Origin of the sequence: Brevundimonas sp. (genome assembly GCF_035935935.1) — a bacterium.
GTDB lineage: Bacteria > Pseudomonadota > Alphaproteobacteria > Caulobacterales > Caulobacteraceae > Brevundimonas.
Window position 1 is genome coordinate 167,899 of sequence record NZ_DASYWO010000002.1, and the last position, 16,260, is coordinate 184,158.

A 16,260-nucleotide genomic window follows, 5' to 3' on the forward strand; every position below is an offset into this window, starting at 1 on the left:
AACGAACACGAAAAGCTCATCGAGGAACGCTCATGCACGTCGCCCCCCTTGCGCGTCGCCGCGCCCGTCTGTCGACCGCGGTCGCGGCGCTCGCCCTGCTCGCCGCCACGCCCGCCCTGCTCGCCGCCACGCCCGCCCTGGCGCAGGACCGGTCTGCCGAAGCCGCCGAGCGCACCTATGACGCGGCGCATTTCGCCCGCTTCGCCCCCAGCACCGCCTACGACATGCTGGTTCAGGTGCCCGGATTCGCCATCCGCCAGGTGTCGCAGGAGCGCGGGCTGGGCGAGGCCACCGGCAACGTCCTGCTGAACGGCCAGCGCATCTCGAACAAGTCGGACGACGTGGTGACCCAACTGCGCCGGGTGCCGGCGGGCAACGTGGTGCGGATCGAGATCCGGGACGGGGCCAGCCTCGGCATTCCGGGGCTGACGGGGCAGGTGGCCAACGTGGTCACGCGCGCGTCGGCGTTGAGCGGCCAGTGGTCCTGGCGGCCCGAGTTCCGGTCGCGCTTCACCGATCCGGTTCTGACCCGGTTCGATGTGTCGGTGAGCGGCGAGCAGGGTCCCGTCGAGTACACCGTGGCCCTGGAGAACCAGGCCAGCCACAGCGGGGCCGGCGGGGACACCTACATCTACGACCGCTTCGGGACGCTCACCGAGACCCGGCTCGATTACTGGACCGGCAAGGTCTACCAGCCCCGGCTGAGCGGGCGGTTCGTCATCGACGGACCCGGCGACGCCGTCGGCAATCTGAACGCGGCCGTCCGCGGACTGGACTACCGCTTCCAGGAGGACGGCACGCGCACGTCGCCCACCCTGCCGGATCGGGAGCGAGCGGTTCGTGACGATCAGGAGGGCCATGATTACGAGATCGGCGGTGACTGGGAGTTCGGCTGGGGCGTCGGCCGGCTGAAGCTGATCGGGCTGGAACGGTTCGAGACCGCCGACTATCAGAGCGCCGTGACGGTCGAGTGGGCCGACGGGCGGCCGCGCACGGGAGACCGACTGACGCAGTCGAGCGAGGAAGGGGAGCGCGTCGTTCGGGCCGAGTACGGCTGGAAGCCGGGCGACGCCGACGCGGAGTTCTCGCTGGAAGCGGCCTTCAACAGTCTGGACAGCAGCACGCGCCTGTTCCGGCTGCAGCCGGATGGCAGCGAGCAGGAACTGGTCTTCGCCAACGGCGCCGCCCGGGTCGAGGAAAGCCGGTACGAGGCGATGGGGACCTACGGCAGGCCGCTGTCCCCGACCCTTTCGTTCCAGATCAGCGCGGGGGCGGAATATTCCGAACTGGTGCAGGTCGGCGCCGGCGGGCTCGAGCGCGACTTCTTCCGGCCCAAGGGTCAGGCCAATGTGGTGTGGCAGGCCTCGCCCGACGATCGGGTGACCGTCCGCCTGCAGCGGCGCGTGGGCCAGTTGAACTTCGGCGACTTCCTGGCCTCCGCCAACCTGAACAGCGGCACCACGTTTTCGGGCAATCCCAATCTCGTGCCGCCCCAGAGCTGGGAGCTGGAAGCGGAATGGGTGCGCGACGGGGGGCCGTGGGGAAGCTCCACGCTGCGGGTCTACGGCGCCGTCATCGAGGACATCGTCGACATCGTTCCGATCGGGGCGACGGGCGAGTCGATCGGCAACCTCGACGAGGCCGTACGATACGGCGTCGAGTGGCGGGCGACGACCAATCTCGATCCCCTGGGCTGGCGCGGCGCGCGCGTGGACACCCGGATTGTGCTGCAGCGCTCGCAGGTCGAGGACCCGCTCACGCTGGAGGACCGCGAGATCAGCGGCAGCCTGAAGCGACTGTTCAGCGTCAACCTGCGGCACGACGTGCCGGACACCGACTGGGCCTGGGGCCTGGGCCTCAGCCATCAGAAGAACGCCCAGACCTATCGCCTGACGGAGCTGTCGCGACAGTGGGAGATCCCGCTCTTCGGCAGCCTGTTCGTCGAGCACAAGGACGTGATGGGCCTGACCGTGCGCGCCTCGGCGGCGAACGTGTTCTCGGGAGAGAGCTACTTCAGGCGCACGGCCTATGCGGGCCGGCGGCTGGATCCGATCTCCTTCATCGAGATCCGCGACCGCACGATCGGGCCCATCTTCAATCTGGAGGTCCGCGGCCGCTTCTGACGCCGGCATTGACCAGTCGATAAGCCTGTCGGGCGCACTGTCGCCGGCATGTCTTCACCGCCTTCCCCCCGCGCGACGCGGTACCGGCTCGGCCTCGGCCTGGCCGGAGCGATCGTGGCGCTGCTTCTGATCCTGGCGGGCGTGGAGCTGCGCCGTGAGTTCGACGGCGCGGCGCGGCTGCGGGCCGAGGTCGCGCGGTCCTACGACACGCGCAGCCGGATCCAGTCGGTCTTCTCCCTGCTGCAGGACGCCGAAACGGGGCAGCGGGGCTTCATCATCACCGGCGACGAGCGGTTCCTGGAGCCCTACGACCGGGCTCTGGGCGGCCTCGACGCGGCGTTGGCGGATCTCGGGGGACGGCTGGCGGATCATCCCGCCCAGACCGCCGACGTGCACGCGCTCGGCGTTCTGGTGAGCCGGAAGCGCGACACCATGGAGCGGACCGTCGACCTGCGCACGGAAGGCGACGCGCGCGCGGCCATGGCGATCGTGTCCAGCGGCGAGGGCAAGCAGGCGATGGACGCGATCCGCGAGGTCGTGGCGCGCATGATCGGCCGCGAAGCGGCCGCGCTGGACGAACTCGCCGCCCGGTCGGAGGCCCGCACCCGGAGGACGGAGGCCCTGGTCGGGGGCCTGTTTCTGCTGTTGCTGGCGACCGCCGCGGCCATCGGCCTGCTGATCTGGCGGTTCGTCGCCACGCGCACGGCCCTGACGACCCGCCTCGCGGCGTCGGCGGCGCGCCAGCAGGCCACGCTGGACAGCGCCATCGACGCCATCGTGACGCTGAATCCCAGCGGCAGCGTGGAAAGCGTCAATGCCGCGGGCGAGCGCATGTTCGGCTGGCCGGCCGCGGAGCTGGCCCGGCGCGACGTGGGCGTGCTGATCGAGGATCTGGCCGGAAACGGCGAGGGCGCCTTCCTGAGCCGTCTGGGCGCCAGCCAGGGGACCCTGGAAGGCGGCATCGTGCAGGAGCTGACGGCGCGGCGCCGCGACGGATCCAGCTTTCCCGTGGACGTCGCGCTCGGCGCGATGGATTTGCCGACGGGCCGCCACGTGGTCGCGGTGATCCGCGACATCAGCGAGCGCCGACGGATCGAGAGCATGAAGGACGCCTTCGTCTCCACGGTCAGCCATGAGTTGCGCACTCCGCTGACCTCGATCGCGGGCTCGCTGGGCCTGCTGGCGGGCGGGGCGGCGGGCGAGCTGCCGGAAAAGGCGTCGCGCCTGATCGGCATCGCCCATTCCAACAGCCAGCGGCTGGTCCGTCTGATCAACGACATCCTGGACGTCGAGAAGCTGGAGTCCGGCAAGACCCCCATGACCATGGACGTCCTGGATCTGCGGGAGGTGGCGGCGCGCTCCATCGACGGCGTGCGCGGCTATGCGGATCAGCTGAACGTGACGCTGACCCTGCTCGAGGGCGCGCCCGCGCCGATCCGCGGCGACGCGGACCGCCTGATCCAGGTCGTGACCAACCTGCTGTCGAACGCGGCCAAGTTCTCGCCCGCCGGGGGACAGGTCGCCGTCGGCGTGAACCCCGAAACCCGCATCGCGCGCCTGAGCGTGACCGATCAGGGGCCCGGCATTCCCGAGGCCTTCCGCGCCCGCATCTTCGGCAAGTTCGCGCAGGCCGACGCCAGCGACGCCCGGGCCAAGGGCGGCACCGGTCTGGGACTGGCCATCGCGCGCGAGATCGCCGAACGGCACGGCGGTCGCCTGTGGTTCGAATCGCGGGAGGGCGAGGGCGCCACCTTCCATCTCGACCTGCCGTTGTGGTCGGAAGAACCGCAGCGGACGGGCGGCGGACGTCTGCTGATTTGTGAGGACGACGCGGACGCCGCCCGGGTTCTGGCCGAGATGCTGACGGCCGAAGGCTATCGCACCGACATCGCCGGGACGGCGCGGGAGGCGCTGACCATGGCGCGGCGCGGCGGCTATGAGGCCGCCCTGATCGACCTGCAGCTGCCGGACGCCGACGGCGTCGGCCTGATCCGCGCCCTGAAGGCCGACAGAACGACCCGAAGCCTGCCCGTGATCGTGGTTTCGGGCGACGTCGCCCGTGGCCGGGTGCGCGGACGGTCGCTGGAAGTGGTCGACTGGATGGAGAAGCCGTTCGATCAGGAGCGCCTGCGGCTGGCGATCGCCGCCTTGCCGGGCGCGGCCCGTCCGCGCGTGCTGCATGTCGACGACGATCCGGACATCCTGACGGTGACCGCGGAGGCGCTCGGCGTCACGGCCGAGGTGATGCCGGCGCGCAGTCTGCAGGAGGCGCGCGAAGCCCTCGCCGTGCAGCGCCCCGATCTCGTCATTCTGGATCTCGGCCTGCCGGACGGCCACGGACTGGACCTGCTGCCCGAGCTGACCGGGCCGGACGGCGCCACGATTCCGGTGGTCGTCTATTCCGCCCAGGAACTGGACGCCCAGACGGCGCCTTCCGTCGAGGCGGTGCTGACGAAATCGCGGATGTCGCTGACCCAGCTCAGCCGCGCCGTGCACAGACTGACCGCGCGAAGCGACGAGGACGCCCGATGACGCTGAAGGTCCTGCACGTGGACGACGAGGCCGACATCCGCGAGGTGGCGGCGTTCTCACTCGAGCTCGATCCGGACATCGAGCTGCAGTCGGCGGAGTCCGGCGCGGCGGCGCTGGACGTTCTGGGGTCGCGCGCGGTCGACGTCGTGCTTCTCGACGTCATGATGCCGGCCATGGACGGGCCGGAGACCCTGCGGCGACTGCGGGAGGTGCCGGGTCATGAGACGACGCCCGTGGTGTTCATGACCGCGCGCGCGCAGGAAACCGAGGTCGACAAATATCGTGCGCTGGGGGCGCTGGACGTCATCATCAAGCCGTTCGACCCGATGACCCTGGCGCAGCAGTTGCGCTCGGTGCTGGCGGCATCCCGCCGGTGAGCGGCATTCCGGAAGCCCTGCGCGCACGCTTCGTGGAGCGCTGCCGGGCGGATCTGGAAACGCTGGAGGGACGACCGGACCAAGGCGTCCTGCATCGGCTGGCGCATGGACTTTCAGGGGCCGGGGGCACGTTCGGACATCCGGAGATCAGCGGGGCGGCGGGGAGGATCGACGACGTTCTGGCCGACGGCGGCGAACCCGAACCCGGTGATCTCGACGCGCTGGCCGACGCGCTGCGGGCGGTGATCAGGTCTGCGGGCTGAAGCCCTTGCGGGTCATCGTGCCCCACGACTGGCTGCGCCGCATCCACTGCCACAGGCCGCGCAGCCGCCAGACGTTGTTCAGCTGGCGATAGCCGAAGTTCTCGACGACGGCGACGGCGGTCAGGACCAGCAGATGCCGGGCCCGCGGAAACCGCCTCAGCTCCGACTCCTCCAGCGCCAGCGCGCCCACGGAAATCACCACGCCGAAGGTGAAGCTGACGGCCAGGAAGGCCAGCAGGTAGTCGATGGACAACAGGCCGAGCGCCCAGAACGCCGGGATGAGCAGATATCCCAGAAGTTCGATCACCGGTCCCAGGATGTCGACCAGCAGGATGTAGGTGAAGCCCAGCGCGCCCAGACGGCCGTAGCGGGGTTTGAACATCACGTCCCAGTGCCGCTCGAACGTCTCCAGCGCGCCGCGATGCCACCGCGATCGCTGACGCCCCAGCACGCGCAGGCTTTCGGGCGCCTCGGTCCAGCAGACCGGCTCGGGCACGAAGCCGACGCGATAGGGCAGACGCTTGTCGCGCATCAGCCGGTGCAGCTTGACCACCAGCTCCATGTCCTCGCCCACCGTGCCGCGGGTGTAGCCGCCCGCCTCGATCACCCGCGCGCGGCGGAACAGGCCGAAGGCGCCGGAGATGATGGTCAGGGCGTTGATGCGGCTCCAGGCCAGCCGCGCCATAAGGAAGGCGCGCAGGTACTCGACCGTCTGCAGAAGGGCCAGAAAGCTGCGGGGCAGGCCGACCTGGATCACGCGGCCGTCGCGGATGACGCAGCCGTTGGCGATGCGCACGGTGCCGCCCACGGCCACGGTCCGTTCGGGGTCTTCCACGAACGGGCGCACCGCGCGCAGGAGGGCGTCGGGCTCCAGCAGGGAGTCCGCGTCCATCGAACAGAAGATCGGGGCCCGCGACACGTTGATGCCGGCGTTCAGGGCGTCCGCCTTCCCGCCGTTCGCCTTGTCGACGACGATCAGCCGCGGCTGATGCTCCGCCCCGTAGATGCCGCGGATCGGCTGGTGTTCCAGCGGCAGATCGAAGTGTCGCTGGATGGGACGCAGGCCATAGGCGTCGATCAGGGTCTGCAGGGTGGCGTCGCTGGATCCGTCGTTGACGACGATCACCTCGAAGCTGGGATAGCGAAGCGACAGCAGCGAGCGGACGCTCTGCACGATGGTCATGGCCTCGTTGTAGGCGGGGGCCAGCAGGGCGATCGGGGGCGAGGCCTCGGCGTAGCGCCGCCACAGCACCGTCGACTGCGGAATGGACGGCCGCTGGGACAGGGCGACGCCCGCCAGGCCGAGCTGGATCAGATAGAGCAGGTTCTGCAGGGCCCCCGCGCCGATGACGAACCAGGCGATGGCCTGGGCATAGCCGACGAGGGTCTGGAGCACGCCGTTCATGCCGGAACGCCGCGTTCGGCCAGCGCCAGCGAGGCCGCGCGGCGGACCACGTCCTGGCCGACGCCCGCTGCCAGCCGCAGGCTGGCGACCCCCTTGTCCCCCAGCGCGTTGAGGGCCTCGCCCGAACGGAATCGAACCCACCACACGCCGTCCGCGAGGGCCTGAACCAGAAGCGGCGCGGCCGACACCAGCCCGATCCGGCCGGCGGCCTCGGCAGAGGCGGCGCGCACCTCCCATGCCTCGTCCGCAAAGCCCGCGACCACGGCAGGCTCGGCCGCGGGGTGGGCGAGGGCCCCCAGCGCCCGGATGCAGGCGATCCGCAGCTCCAGGTCCGCGCCGGGGATTGCCGCCATCAGGGCGGGCACGGCGCGGTAGTCGCCCGAGCGCCCCAGCGCGTCCGCCACGATCGTGCGCATCACCAGCGACGCCTCCGGATCAGTGAAGACGGTCAGGGCCTGATCGGGGGCCCGCGCCACCATGGTGCGGACCACGGATTCGTAGAGCAGCGAATCCTGCAGGCCGCGCGAAGACACGTCGGCCAGCAGGTCCCAGAGCGGCGGGGCCTCGTCGAGCGCCAGCAGGGCGTTCAGGGCCGCGACGCGGAACTCCGGATCGCGCGCGGCCGCCAGCGCCTGCCGCAGCGCGGCCGCGTTGGCGGGGTTGGGGAAGACGGCCAGCGCCTCGGCCGCCGCGATGCGGCCGGCCCGGCTGCCGCGACGCAGGCGACGGCGCAGGCGCTCCTCGACGCCCAGCCCGGACAGGGCGGAGACGAGACGTTCGCGCTCATGGCCGCGAACCAGTCCGGCGATGTCCAGAATGGCCTCCGCCGTCAGCCGGGCCCGGCGGCTGGGGCCGTTGAGCTGACGCACGGCGTCCACGTGGCCGTCCATGATCTCCAGGAACAGGCGGCGCATCCGCGCCTGATCGAGCCCCAGCCGGGCGTCGCGCCGCGCACGCAGCAGCCGGGCGCCGATCAGCCACACCATCCACGCCAGCGCCGCCGCCCCGAAGACGAGCGAGCTCCACCAGAGGAAGCCGAGCAGGCTCACCAGAAGCGCCAGCCCAGACCGACCGTGACCGCCTGGCGCCCGTAGGTCCCGCGGTCCTCGTCCAGCACGCCGAGACGCAGGGACACGCGCGCGTTCAGATCCCACTCGCCGCTGACTGCGACGGACGAGACGTCCACGACGACGCCTTCGCTGGTCTCCGGGGCGTCCGCGTGGTCAAGCCGCAGACGGAAGCGGTCGGTCACGGCCCAGCGCGCGGAGACCGCGTAGCCGTCCTCGCGGTCGCCATTCTCGTCCCAGACGTTGATCCAGCGACCCGTCAGCGTGGCGCGGCCGTCGAACAGATCGATCGAGAGGCCGGGCTGCAGGGACGACACCTCGCCGGCGGCGAACCGGGCGACCGATCCTTCCAGCGTCGCGCTGATCGCGGGCGCCACCCTCCAGGATCCGCCCGCCCGCAGCGCGAGTTCCGGGCGGTAGTCGGCGTCCGGCGTGCCGCCCAGCGCGATCCAGGCGTCTCCGCCCGCAAGGCGGCGCGCGACCAGACCTTCAAGATACACGTCGGTGCGGTCGAAACGCTCTGTGTGCTCGACGGCGCCGGAGACCGTCCATCGGTCGTCGACGGTCCGCGTCGCGGCCAGCCGGGCCTCGGTCCAGTCGGGAAGCCCGGCGCCGAGACGGCTGCGGGAAACGTCCACGTCGAGACGGCCGCGCATCGCCGGTTCGGGACCGCTCGCGAGCGCGCGCACGTCCTCCCGATCAGGGGCCAGACGCAGGGCCTCGGCCGCGCGGGTCGACGCCGTCGCCTCGTCGCCGCGCCGACGCGCGATGCGGGTGAGGGCGACGTGCGCGTCCACATATGCCGGAGCGCGCTCGACGACGCGCAGCAGCTCCGCTTCAGCCTCGTCCAGCCGACCAAGGTCGATCAGGGCGAGTCCGAGCTGCAGGCGGGCGTCGACGTCGTCGGGCCGCGCGGCCAGAACGGCGCGCAGCCTGTCCACCGCCTGCGCCGGGCGGCCGGCTCGCCGGTCGGCCACGGCGGCCTCATAGAGGGCGGTGGGATCCTGACGGACTTCAGCGGGGACGTCTTGCGCGATCATCTTCCTGAACCTGCTGCGGGACGGCCAGCCGACGCACGCGCTCCAGCAATTCGTCCGGAATGAAGGGCTTCACCAGATAGTCGGCCGCGCCCAGCTGGAGGGCGCCGACGACGTCCGCCTCGCGTCGCAGCGCGGTCAGCATGATGACCGGGATGGAAGCCGCCTCCGCGTCGACCTTCAGACGCCGCAGCACCTCGAAGCCGTCCATCACGGGCATCATGGCGTCCAGCACGATCAGGTCGGGATGGTGCTCGCGGATCAGGCCCAGCACCTCTCCGCCGTCCTCGGCCACGATCACCAGATGACCGTCCGCGGCCAGCTTGTGCTGCAGCAACCCCCGCAACAGGGGGTCGTCGTCGGCGATGAGGACGCGCGCCATGTCCTACTCCATACCCAGCGCCCCCAACGCACGGACTATAGGGGGCGCTGGGTGAATCAAGCGCTACCGAGGCGTGAAAGTTCGATATCGGCGTTCGCGCGACGCCGTCCGCCGCCGGTACGGTCTTCGGCCGCCTGCGCCACGTCAGCCGGCGGCGGCCCGCGTCCTGACTTCATGGGCGTACTGGGCGGCGCCTGAGTCCGGCACGACCTCGCCTGTGCGATCGCCGATGGCCGCCCACGACCGGGCGACCTCCTCGGCGGCGTCGTCGCGGGCGCCGACGTGGACGCCCCGGGTCATGGTCACGTGCGCCTGCTCGAACCCGCCGGCCCCGGCCAGAAGGATCGTCCGCGTCGGCGCCTCGTCCGCCGCCAGGGCGACCACGCCGGGGCTGACCAGATCGGGCCCGAGGTCGCGCAGGTCGTCGGCGGAATAAAGACCCTCGGTCATCTGCGTGGCGGCGCTGGGCGCCAGGCAATTGACCCGGATGTCGTGCTTGCGTCCTTCGAGCGCCAAGGTCTGCATGAGCCCGACCAGGGCCATCTTGGCGGCGCCGTAGTTCGACTGTCCGAAGTTGCCGTACAGGCCCGACGAGGAGGTGGTGAAGATCACCCGCCCGCGGCCCTGCGCCACCATGTGAGGCCACGCCGCCTTGGTGACGTTGACCGACCCCATCAGATGCACGTCCAGCACCAAGGCGAAGTCGTCCAGATCCATCTTCGCGAAGGTCCGGTCACGCAGGATGCCCGCGTTGTTGACCACGACGTCGACGCCGCCCCAGTGCGCCGCGACGGCGTCGACCATGGCGAAGACTGCGGCGCGATCGGTGACGCTGCAGGGAAATGCCGCCGCCTCGCCGCCGCCCGCCTTGATTTCCGACACGACCGCGGCGCAGGCATCGGAGTTGAGGTCGTTGACGGCCACGCGGGCCCCGTGCCGGGCGAGGGCGAGGGCGTGGCTCCGACCCAGTCCGCCGCCCGCGCCGGTGACCAGCGCCGCGCGCCCGCCCAAGGTGATCGTCATGACTCGCGTCCCCGTCCGAAAGGCCGGAAAAAGAGCCGACGCTGACCTTCGGGTCAACATTCACTGGCGAGTGAGTGAACGTTGACAGGCGCGGAGATCGGTGAGAGCGTCGCCTCATGACGCCGTCAGAGCGTCGTGGGGAAACATCGAGGAGGGACTGCCATGAGCCGCAAGCTCGGGATCACGACATCATTCGCCGTGCTGCTCTGGGCCGGCGCGGTTCAGGCCCAGGAGGCCCCGGAGCAGGAGGCGACGCAGGTCGACGACGTCGTCGTCACCGCCGAGCGCCGGACCACCAACCTTCAGGAGACGGCGGTCGCCGCGACGGTGCTCAGCGGCGAGGATCTGGAAGAGCGCGGCGTGGCGACGCTGGAACAGCTCCAGTTCGTGTCGCCGTCGACGACCGTCCAGAACTTCGGCCAAGGCAACTTCTTCAACGTGCGCGGCATCGGCAAGTCCGAGCCCACCACCGCCATCGGCGTGGGCGTCACGACGTATCGCGACGGCGTCCCGGTGTTCCCGGGCTATTTCCAGACCGAGCCCTATTACGACATCGGCAGCGTCGAGCTGCTGCGTGGTCCGCAGGGCACCTTCGCCGGCACCAATGCGACCGGCGGCGCCGTCTTCATCACGGCACGCAATCCGGACTTCGACGGCGTCAACGGCTACGTCCAGGGCCAGCTGGGCAACTACGACAACATCAAGCTGCAGGGCGCCGTCAACGTGCCGCTGACCGACACCCTGGCCGTGCGCTTCGCGGCCAACAAGGAGACGCGCGACAGCTTCCACGACATCACCGGCCCCTATCGCGGCGATCCGGGCGACGTCGATTCCAACAGCTTGCGCGCCAGCCTGCTGTGGACCCCCACGCCTGCGCTGCGGGTTTTGCTGAAGGGCGACTACAACAATCTGGATTTCGGCGGCTATCCGGCCGATCCGGCGCTGGCGACGAACGACCCGTTCGAGATCACCGCCAACGGCCCGCACTCCGGTCGGGACGAGACCGCGCGCGTGTCGCTGAACGTCAGCTACGTCCTCGACAACGGCATCACCCTGCGCTCGATCACGGGCTATCAGGACGGCATCAGCGAGTTCTCCACCGACCTCGACGGCACCAGCGCGCTGAACAACACCTTCTACGACCGGGTGGAGGAAGAGGTCTGGTCGCAGGAGTTCAACATCGTTTCTCCGGACGGCCAGCGCCTGAGCTGGGTGCTGGGGGCCTTCTGGCAATATGACGACGTCGTCTTCCCGGTGACCACCTTCCCGCAGGGGGCCTACCACGTCGGCTTCCCGGAAGGCGTGGTCGACTTCTACATCTTCGGCGAGACGCCGAAGGAGACCAAGGCGGTCTTCGGCCAGTTGAGCTACGACGTCTCGGACCGGCTGCAGATCCAGCTGGGCGCCCGCTGGTCGGAAAGCACGTCCACCAACGACAACGTCTACACGACCTATCCGGCGTTCGGTCTGTTCCTGCTGCAGAACGACGAGGTCACGGCGGAGAAGACGACCGGCAAGCTGTCGGTGAACTGGAAGGTGGACGAGAACAACTTCGTCTACGGCTTCGTCGCCACGGGCTTCAAGATGGGCGGCCTGAACGCGCCGAACTTCTACGTGCCCGCCAGCTCCTTCGGGCCGGAAGACGTCGTCGACTACGAGATCGGCTGGAAGTCGACCATGTTCGACGGACGGGTCCGCACCCAGCTGGGCGCCTACTACATGACGTACGAGGGCTTCCAGGTCGTGGTCGGCGATCCGGCGGTGCCGCTGTTCAGCTCGATCGTCAACGTGCCGGACGACACGGTGCTGATGGGCCTTGAAGGCTCGGCGCAGATGATCTTCGGCCCGTGGCAGATCGACGTGGGCGGCTCGGTGTCCAGCTCCGAGCTGGGCGACTTCTTCGCGGCCGACCCCCGGGCGCCCCGCACCGGCACGTGCAACACCGTCACCGGGCCGGCCAGCGTCAACTGCCTGCAGCTGGGCGGCAACGAGCAGAGCTATGCGCCCGAGGTGACGTTCAACGCCGGCGTCGAGTACGAATGGGTCATGGCCGACGGCGCCACGCTGACGCCGCGCGTCGACTATTCGCACATCGGCGAAAGCTGGACCTCGATCTTCAACAACGAGGCCCGCGGCGACCGGCTGGAGGCGCGCAATCTGGTCAACCTGCGCCTGACGTACCAGAAGGACGACTGGACGCTGGCCGCCTACGCCGTCAACGCCACGGATCAGACCTACATCGCCGCGGTCAACGCCGGTCTGCGCTACGCGGGCCCGCCGCGGCAGTTCGGACTGAACCTGACGCGGACGTTCTGATCCCGCGAAACCCTCCGCGGGGGCGGCGGCGTCGCTCCCGCGGATCGTGGCCCAGGCCGGCCCACCCTCCTCGAGTTCCGAGTCCCATGACGCGCGTCATCCATCCCGATCCCGCAGCGAGCCCGGCATGACGCCGGACCTCAGCCCCATGCAGGACCCGGCCCTGACCATCGACCGGTTCCTGGAGCACGGCGCCGCGTGGCATCCGCGGGCGGGCGTGGTCGCGGCGACGGGGCAGGGCGACGTGCGCGTCGGCTATGCCGATCTCCGCGACCGGGCCAACCGGCTGTCCGGCGCGCTTCTGGACCTCGGGCTGGAGGTCGGAGACCGCATCGCGACGCTGGCGTGGAACACCGCGGATCACGTCGAACTGTGGTACGCCGCCATGGGCGTGGGCATCGTATGTCACACGCTGAACCCGCGGCTCACGCTCCGACAGCTGATCGACATGGTCGAGCAGGCGGACGATAAGGTGCTGGCCGTGGCCGCCGATCTGGCGCCGCTGGCGGTGCAGATGCGCGACGCCTGCCCCCGTCTGCGACGCCTGGTGATGCTGGACCGCGCGCCCACGCCGGCGGAGGCGGAAGCGGGATTCGTCGCGCACGCCGATCTGGTGGAGAGCGGCCGCCCGGTCGCCTGGGGCGGCTTCGACGAGCGCGCCCCCGCCGGTCTCTGCTTCACGTCCGGCACGACCGGCGCGCCCAAGGGCGTCGTCTACACCCACCGTTCGAACTACCTTCACACGCTGCGTCTGCTGCAGGCTGACGCCATGGCCCTGACCAGCGCGGATCAGGTGCTGGTGGCGGTGCCGATGTTTCACGCCAACGCCTGGGGCCTGCCCTTTGCCGCGCCCGCCGTGGGGGCGGGACTGGTGCTGCCGGGTCGGGTCACGGACGGCGCCAGCCTGGCCGGCCTGATCGCAAGGGCGGGCGTGACGGTCGCCGTCGGCGTGCCGACGGTCTGGCTGGGGCTGCTGGATCACCTCGACGCCACCGGCGGCGAAACCCCTACACTGAAGCGCGTCATCGTCGGCGGCTCGCCCTGTCCTGAGGCGCTTCTGGCGCGCATGGAGAGCCGGCTGGGCTGCCGCGTCCAGACCAGCTGGGGCATGACCGAGCTTTCGCCGCTGGGCGCCATCTCCCCGCCCGGCGCGCAGGCCGTCGGCGCCGGTCGGCCGCCGGTCGGGCTGGACATGCTGCTGACCGACGCGGGCGGGACGCCCCTGCCGCAGCAGCGCAACGTCGAAGGGCGGCTGAAGGTGCGGGGACAGAGCGTGCTGCGCACCTACCACGGGGCGTCCACTCCGGCGGTGGACGCGGACGGCTGGTTCGACACGGGCGACCTGGCCTCGATCGACGACGACGGGGTCCTGACGCTCGCCGGCCGGTCGAAGGACCTGATCAAGTCCGGCGGCGAATGGATCAATCCGGTCGAGATCGAGGACATCGTAGGCGCCTTGCCGGCCGTCGGTCTGGTCGCCGTGATCGGGCGCTCCGATCCGAAGTGGGGCGAGCGCCCGCTGATGGTCGTCGAGCCGGCGCAGGGCCAGCAGGTCGAGGAGGCCGCGCTCAAGGCCAGCCTCAAGGGACGCGTGGCTGACTGGTGGATCCCGGACAGCGTCATTTGCGTGCCGTCCATGCCGCTGGCCGGCACGGGCAAAATCGACAAGACGCAGCTTCGCGCCCGGTATGGGGGCGCCTAGGATGTTCGACGTCCCGGCCTCCGACTCGAAGCGCAGCGGGCGGGACGCGCCGCAACGTCTGAAGGTCGAGCCCATGTCCACCGCCCGTCCGTCCCGCCGCAAGGCCGAACAGCGCGCCGAAAGTCTGGAGCAGATCCTCGACGCCGCCGAGGAGCTGTTCTCGCAGCATGGCCTGCACGGCGTGACCATCAAGGACATCGCGGACAAGGTCGGCGTCCACAAGTCGCTGATCCATTACTACTTCGACGACAAGCAGGACGTCTTCGACAAGGTCATGGCGCGCCGCGCGCCGGTCACCAGCGGGCGCCGCATGGACGCGCTGGACGCCTACGAGAAGGCGGCGAACGGCAAGCCCACGGTCGAGGGGGCGCTGAGGGCGTTTCTGGACACCGACCTCGACACCTATTCGACGGGCGGGGAGGGGTGGCGCAATTTCGGCGCGCTCAGCGCCCAGATCAACAACACCCCCGCGTGGGGCGCCGAGGTGATGGACCGGCTGTTCGACCCGGTGGTCCTGCGGCTGATCGGCCTGCTGCGGCAGGCCCTGCCGGACTGCCCGGACGAGGACCTGTTCTGGGGCTACCATTTCGTCACGGGGGCCCTGACCCTTAGCCTCGCCCGCACGGGGCGGATCGACCAGCTCTCCGGCGGGCTGTGCCGGTCGGACGACTTCGACGCCATCAAGGCCCGCATGGCCGCCTTCATGGCGCATGGATTCATCGGCCTGTGCCGGAGCCGCGCGGCGTCACGTACGGAGGCGCCCGCGCCATGACCGACGTCGGCGGCCTCGCGTTCGCGTCGGACCCCGAGGCCCTCGGCTTCGACTCCGCGCGTCTGGCCCGCCTGGACGACTGGATGGCCGGCATGGTGGCGGCGGGGGAGGTTGCGGGCGCCTCGACGCTGCTGATGCGCCACGGCCGGGTGGCGGCGTTCAACACCTTCGGACACGCCCGGGTGGGCGACGCCGAACCCCTGCGCTTCGACGCCATCTTCCGCATCTATTCGATGACCAAGCCGGTGGTCGGCGTCGCGCTGATGATGCTGATGGAAGAGGGGCTGTGGACGCTGGACGATCCCGTCGACCGCTTCCTGCCCGAACTGTCCGACCTGAAGGTGTTCGCGGGCACAGGCCCGGACGGCGAGCCCGTTCTGGAGGACGCCGTCCGGGCGCCGACGATGCGCGAGCTGATGAACCACACGGCGGGCTTCGGCTACGGCCTGTTCGACATCCATCCCGTCGAGCGCGCCTATCGCGAGGCGCAGGTCCTGCGCGCGAGATCGCTGGACGATCTCGTCGCCCGCGTCGCCCGGATGCCGCTGATGTTCCAGCCGGGGACCGAATGGTTCTATTCGGTCGCCTCGGATCTGCAGGGCGCGATCGTGGAACGGCTGGCGGGCGCGTCGCTGGGCGAGGTCTTTCGTCGCCGCATCTTCGAGCCGCTCGGCATGGTCGACACCGGTTTTCACGTGCCTTCCGACCAGCTGCACCGTCTGACGGGCATCTACCGCGGCGGCGCGGACGGGCTGGTCGAAGCCACGACCGCTTTCGACATGCCGATCAACGACTGGTCCCGGCCGCCGCCGTTCGAAGGCGGGGGAGGGGGGTTGGTCTCGACCGCGACCGATTACGCCCGCTTCTGCCAGATGATCCTCAACCGGGGCGAACTGGACGGCGCGAGGCTGCTGAAGTCCGAAACCGTCGATCTGATGGCGACCAATGCCGTCCCCGACGCGGTCCTGACGCGATCCAGCCCGCTGCGTCTCCTGCCGTTCAGCCCGGCCTTCGGCTTCGGCCTGGACTTCGCGGTGATGATCGATCCCGCGGCGATCGGCGCCGTCGAGGGGCGCGGCACGCTCAGCTGGGGCGGCGGCGGCGGGACCTGGTTCTGGATCGATCCGGAGAACGACCTCGTCTTCGTCGGCCTGATCCAGAGATTGGCCGACCCGGTCAGCGACGCCTTTCGCAGGGAGACGCGGACCTTCGTCTACGCGGCCCTGACCGACCCCGACAAATAGACGGGCCCGACGCCCGC

13 protein-coding genes are annotated in these 16,260 nt (G+C 70.3%); 8 read left to right on the plus strand and 5 right to left on the minus strand.

Features of this window, described 5'->3' with window-relative positions; genetic code table 11:
* Nucleotides 1-32 precede the first annotated feature (32 nt).
* From VGR32_RS01210 to VGR32_RS01225, 4 genes are all read left to right on the plus strand, one after another.
* Nucleotides 33-2,123: a TonB-dependent receptor plug domain-containing protein gene (locus tag VGR32_RS01210; protein WP_327447218.1), complete on the plus strand. Its 2,091-nt coding sequence runs from the start codon at nt 33-35 to the stop codon at nt 2,121-2,123.
* A gap of 114 nt (nt 2,124-2,237) precedes the next feature.
* Complete coding sequence (locus tag VGR32_RS01215) at nt 2,238-4,655, plus strand: CHASE3 domain-containing protein (RefSeq protein WP_327447220.1); 2,418 nt, start codon at nt 2,238-2,240, stop codon at nt 4,653-4,655.
* Nucleotides 4,652-5,032, plus strand: coding sequence for a response regulator (locus VGR32_RS01220; protein WP_327447223.1), 381 nt, complete (start codon nt 4,652-4,654; stop codon nt 5,030-5,032). The genes VGR32_RS01215 and VGR32_RS01220 overlap by 4 nt, the downstream gene beginning before the upstream one ends.
* Nucleotides 5,029-5,295, plus strand: coding sequence for an Hpt domain-containing protein (locus VGR32_RS01225; RefSeq protein WP_327447225.1), 267 nt, complete (start codon nt 5,029-5,031; stop codon nt 5,293-5,295). The genes VGR32_RS01220 and VGR32_RS01225 overlap by 4 nt, the downstream gene beginning before the upstream one ends.
* Here the strand turns inward: VGR32_RS01225 and VGR32_RS01230 are convergent.
* The 5 genes from VGR32_RS01230 to VGR32_RS01250 all read right to left on the minus strand — a co-directional run bounded on the left by VGR32_RS01230 (nt 5,279) and on the right by VGR32_RS01250 (nt 10,209).
* Nucleotides 5,279-6,700, minus strand: coding sequence for a glycosyltransferase family 2 protein (locus VGR32_RS01230; RefSeq protein ID WP_327447227.1), 1,422 nt, complete (start codon nt 6,698-6,700; stop codon nt 5,279-5,281). The genes VGR32_RS01225 and VGR32_RS01230 overlap by 17 nt on opposite strands.
* A complete protein-coding gene (locus VGR32_RS01235) occupies nt 6,697-7,749 on the minus strand; it encodes a HEAT repeat domain-containing protein (RefSeq protein ID WP_327447229.1) in 1,053 nt (350 codons plus the stop codon). The genes VGR32_RS01230 and VGR32_RS01235 overlap by 4 nt, the downstream gene beginning before the upstream one ends.
* A complete protein-coding gene (locus VGR32_RS01240) occupies nt 7,746-8,807 on the minus strand; it encodes a tetratricopeptide repeat protein (RefSeq protein ID WP_327447231.1) in 1,062 nt (353 codons plus the stop codon). Before VGR32_RS01240 ends, VGR32_RS01235 begins: the two co-directional genes overlap by 4 nt.
* Entirely contained in the window at nt 8,782-9,186 is a 405-nt protein-coding gene (locus VGR32_RS01245; RefSeq protein ID WP_327447233.1) for a response regulator transcription factor, read from the minus strand. The genes VGR32_RS01240 and VGR32_RS01245 overlap by 26 nt, the downstream gene beginning before the upstream one ends.
* Nucleotides 9,187-9,330: 144 nt before the next feature.
* Nucleotides 9,331-10,209, minus strand: a complete 879-nt coding sequence (locus tag VGR32_RS01250) for an SDR family NAD(P)-dependent oxidoreductase (protein ID WP_327447235.1) — start codon at nt 10,207-10,209, stop codon at nt 9,331-9,333.
* Nucleotides 10,210-10,371: 162 nt separating this feature from the next.
* On the opposite strand from VGR32_RS01250, the gene VGR32_RS01255 reads away from it, so the two are divergent.
* From VGR32_RS01255 to VGR32_RS01270, 4 genes are all read left to right on the plus strand, one after another.
* The gene (locus VGR32_RS01255) at nt 10,372-12,525 is read left to right on the plus strand and encodes a TonB-dependent receptor (protein ID WP_327447237.1); all 2,154 of its coding nucleotides are present in this window, start codon (nt 10,372-10,374) and stop codon (nt 12,523-12,525) included.
* 127 nt (nt 12,526-12,652) lie between these two features.
* Nucleotides 12,653-14,227 (plus strand): AMP-binding protein, encoded by a 1,575-nt coding sequence (locus VGR32_RS01260; protein ID WP_327447239.1) that lies wholly within the window; start codon nt 12,653-12,655, stop codon nt 14,225-14,227.
* Between the two features lie 73 nt (nt 14,228-14,300).
* Nucleotides 14,301-14,999 carry a TetR/AcrR family transcriptional regulator gene (locus VGR32_RS01265; RefSeq protein WP_327447502.1) on the plus strand — a complete coding sequence of 233 codons (699 nt, stop codon included), beginning with the start codon at nt 14,301-14,303 and terminating at the stop codon, nt 14,997-14,999.
* Nucleotides 14,996-16,243 carry a serine hydrolase domain-containing protein gene (locus VGR32_RS01270; protein ID WP_327447241.1) on the plus strand — a complete coding sequence of 416 codons (1,248 nt, stop codon included), beginning with the start codon at nt 14,996-14,998 and terminating at the stop codon, nt 16,241-16,243. The genes VGR32_RS01265 and VGR32_RS01270 overlap by 4 nt, the downstream gene beginning before the upstream one ends.
* The last annotated feature ends 17 nt before the right edge of the window (nt 16,244-16,260 follow it).

What these genes read in the sequence shown, in the direction of transcription:
- VGR32_RS01210 (WP_327447218.1), top strand. Translation starts at nt 33, where the DNA reads ATGCACGTCGCCCCCCTTGCGCGTCGCCGCGCCCGTCTGTCGACCGCG.
- VGR32_RS01220 (WP_327447223.1), top strand. Translation starts at nt 4,652, where the DNA reads ATGACGCTGAAGGTCCTGCACGTGGACGACGAGGCCGACATCCGCGAG.
- VGR32_RS01230 (WP_327447227.1), bottom strand. Translation starts at nt 6,700, where the DNA reads ATGAACGGCGTGCTCCAGACCCTCGTCGGCTATGCCCAGGCCATCGCC.
- VGR32_RS01240 (WP_327447231.1), bottom strand. Translation starts at nt 8,807, where the DNA reads ATGATCGCGCAAGACGTCCCCGCTGAAGTCCGTCAGGATCCCACCGCC.
- VGR32_RS01245 (WP_327447233.1), bottom strand. Translation starts at nt 9,186, where the DNA reads ATGGCGCGCGTCCTCATCGCCGACGACGACCCCCTGTTGCGGGGGTTG.
- VGR32_RS01250 (WP_327447235.1), bottom strand. Translation starts at nt 10,209, where the DNA reads ATGACGATCACCTTGGGCGGGCGCGCGGCGCTGGTCACCGGCGCGGGC.
- VGR32_RS01255 (WP_327447237.1), top strand. Translation starts at nt 10,372, where the DNA reads ATGAGCCGCAAGCTCGGGATCACGACATCATTCGCCGTGCTGCTCTGG.
- VGR32_RS01260 (WP_327447239.1), top strand. Translation starts at nt 12,653, where the DNA reads ATGACGCCGGACCTCAGCCCCATGCAGGACCCGGCCCTGACCATCGAC.
- VGR32_RS01265 (WP_327447502.1), top strand. Translation starts at nt 14,301, where the DNA reads ATGTCCACCGCCCGTCCGTCCCGCCGCAAGGCCGAACAGCGCGCCGAA.
- VGR32_RS01270 (WP_327447241.1), top strand. Translation starts at nt 14,996, where the DNA reads ATGACCGACGTCGGCGGCCTCGCGTTCGCGTCGGACCCCGAGGCCCTC.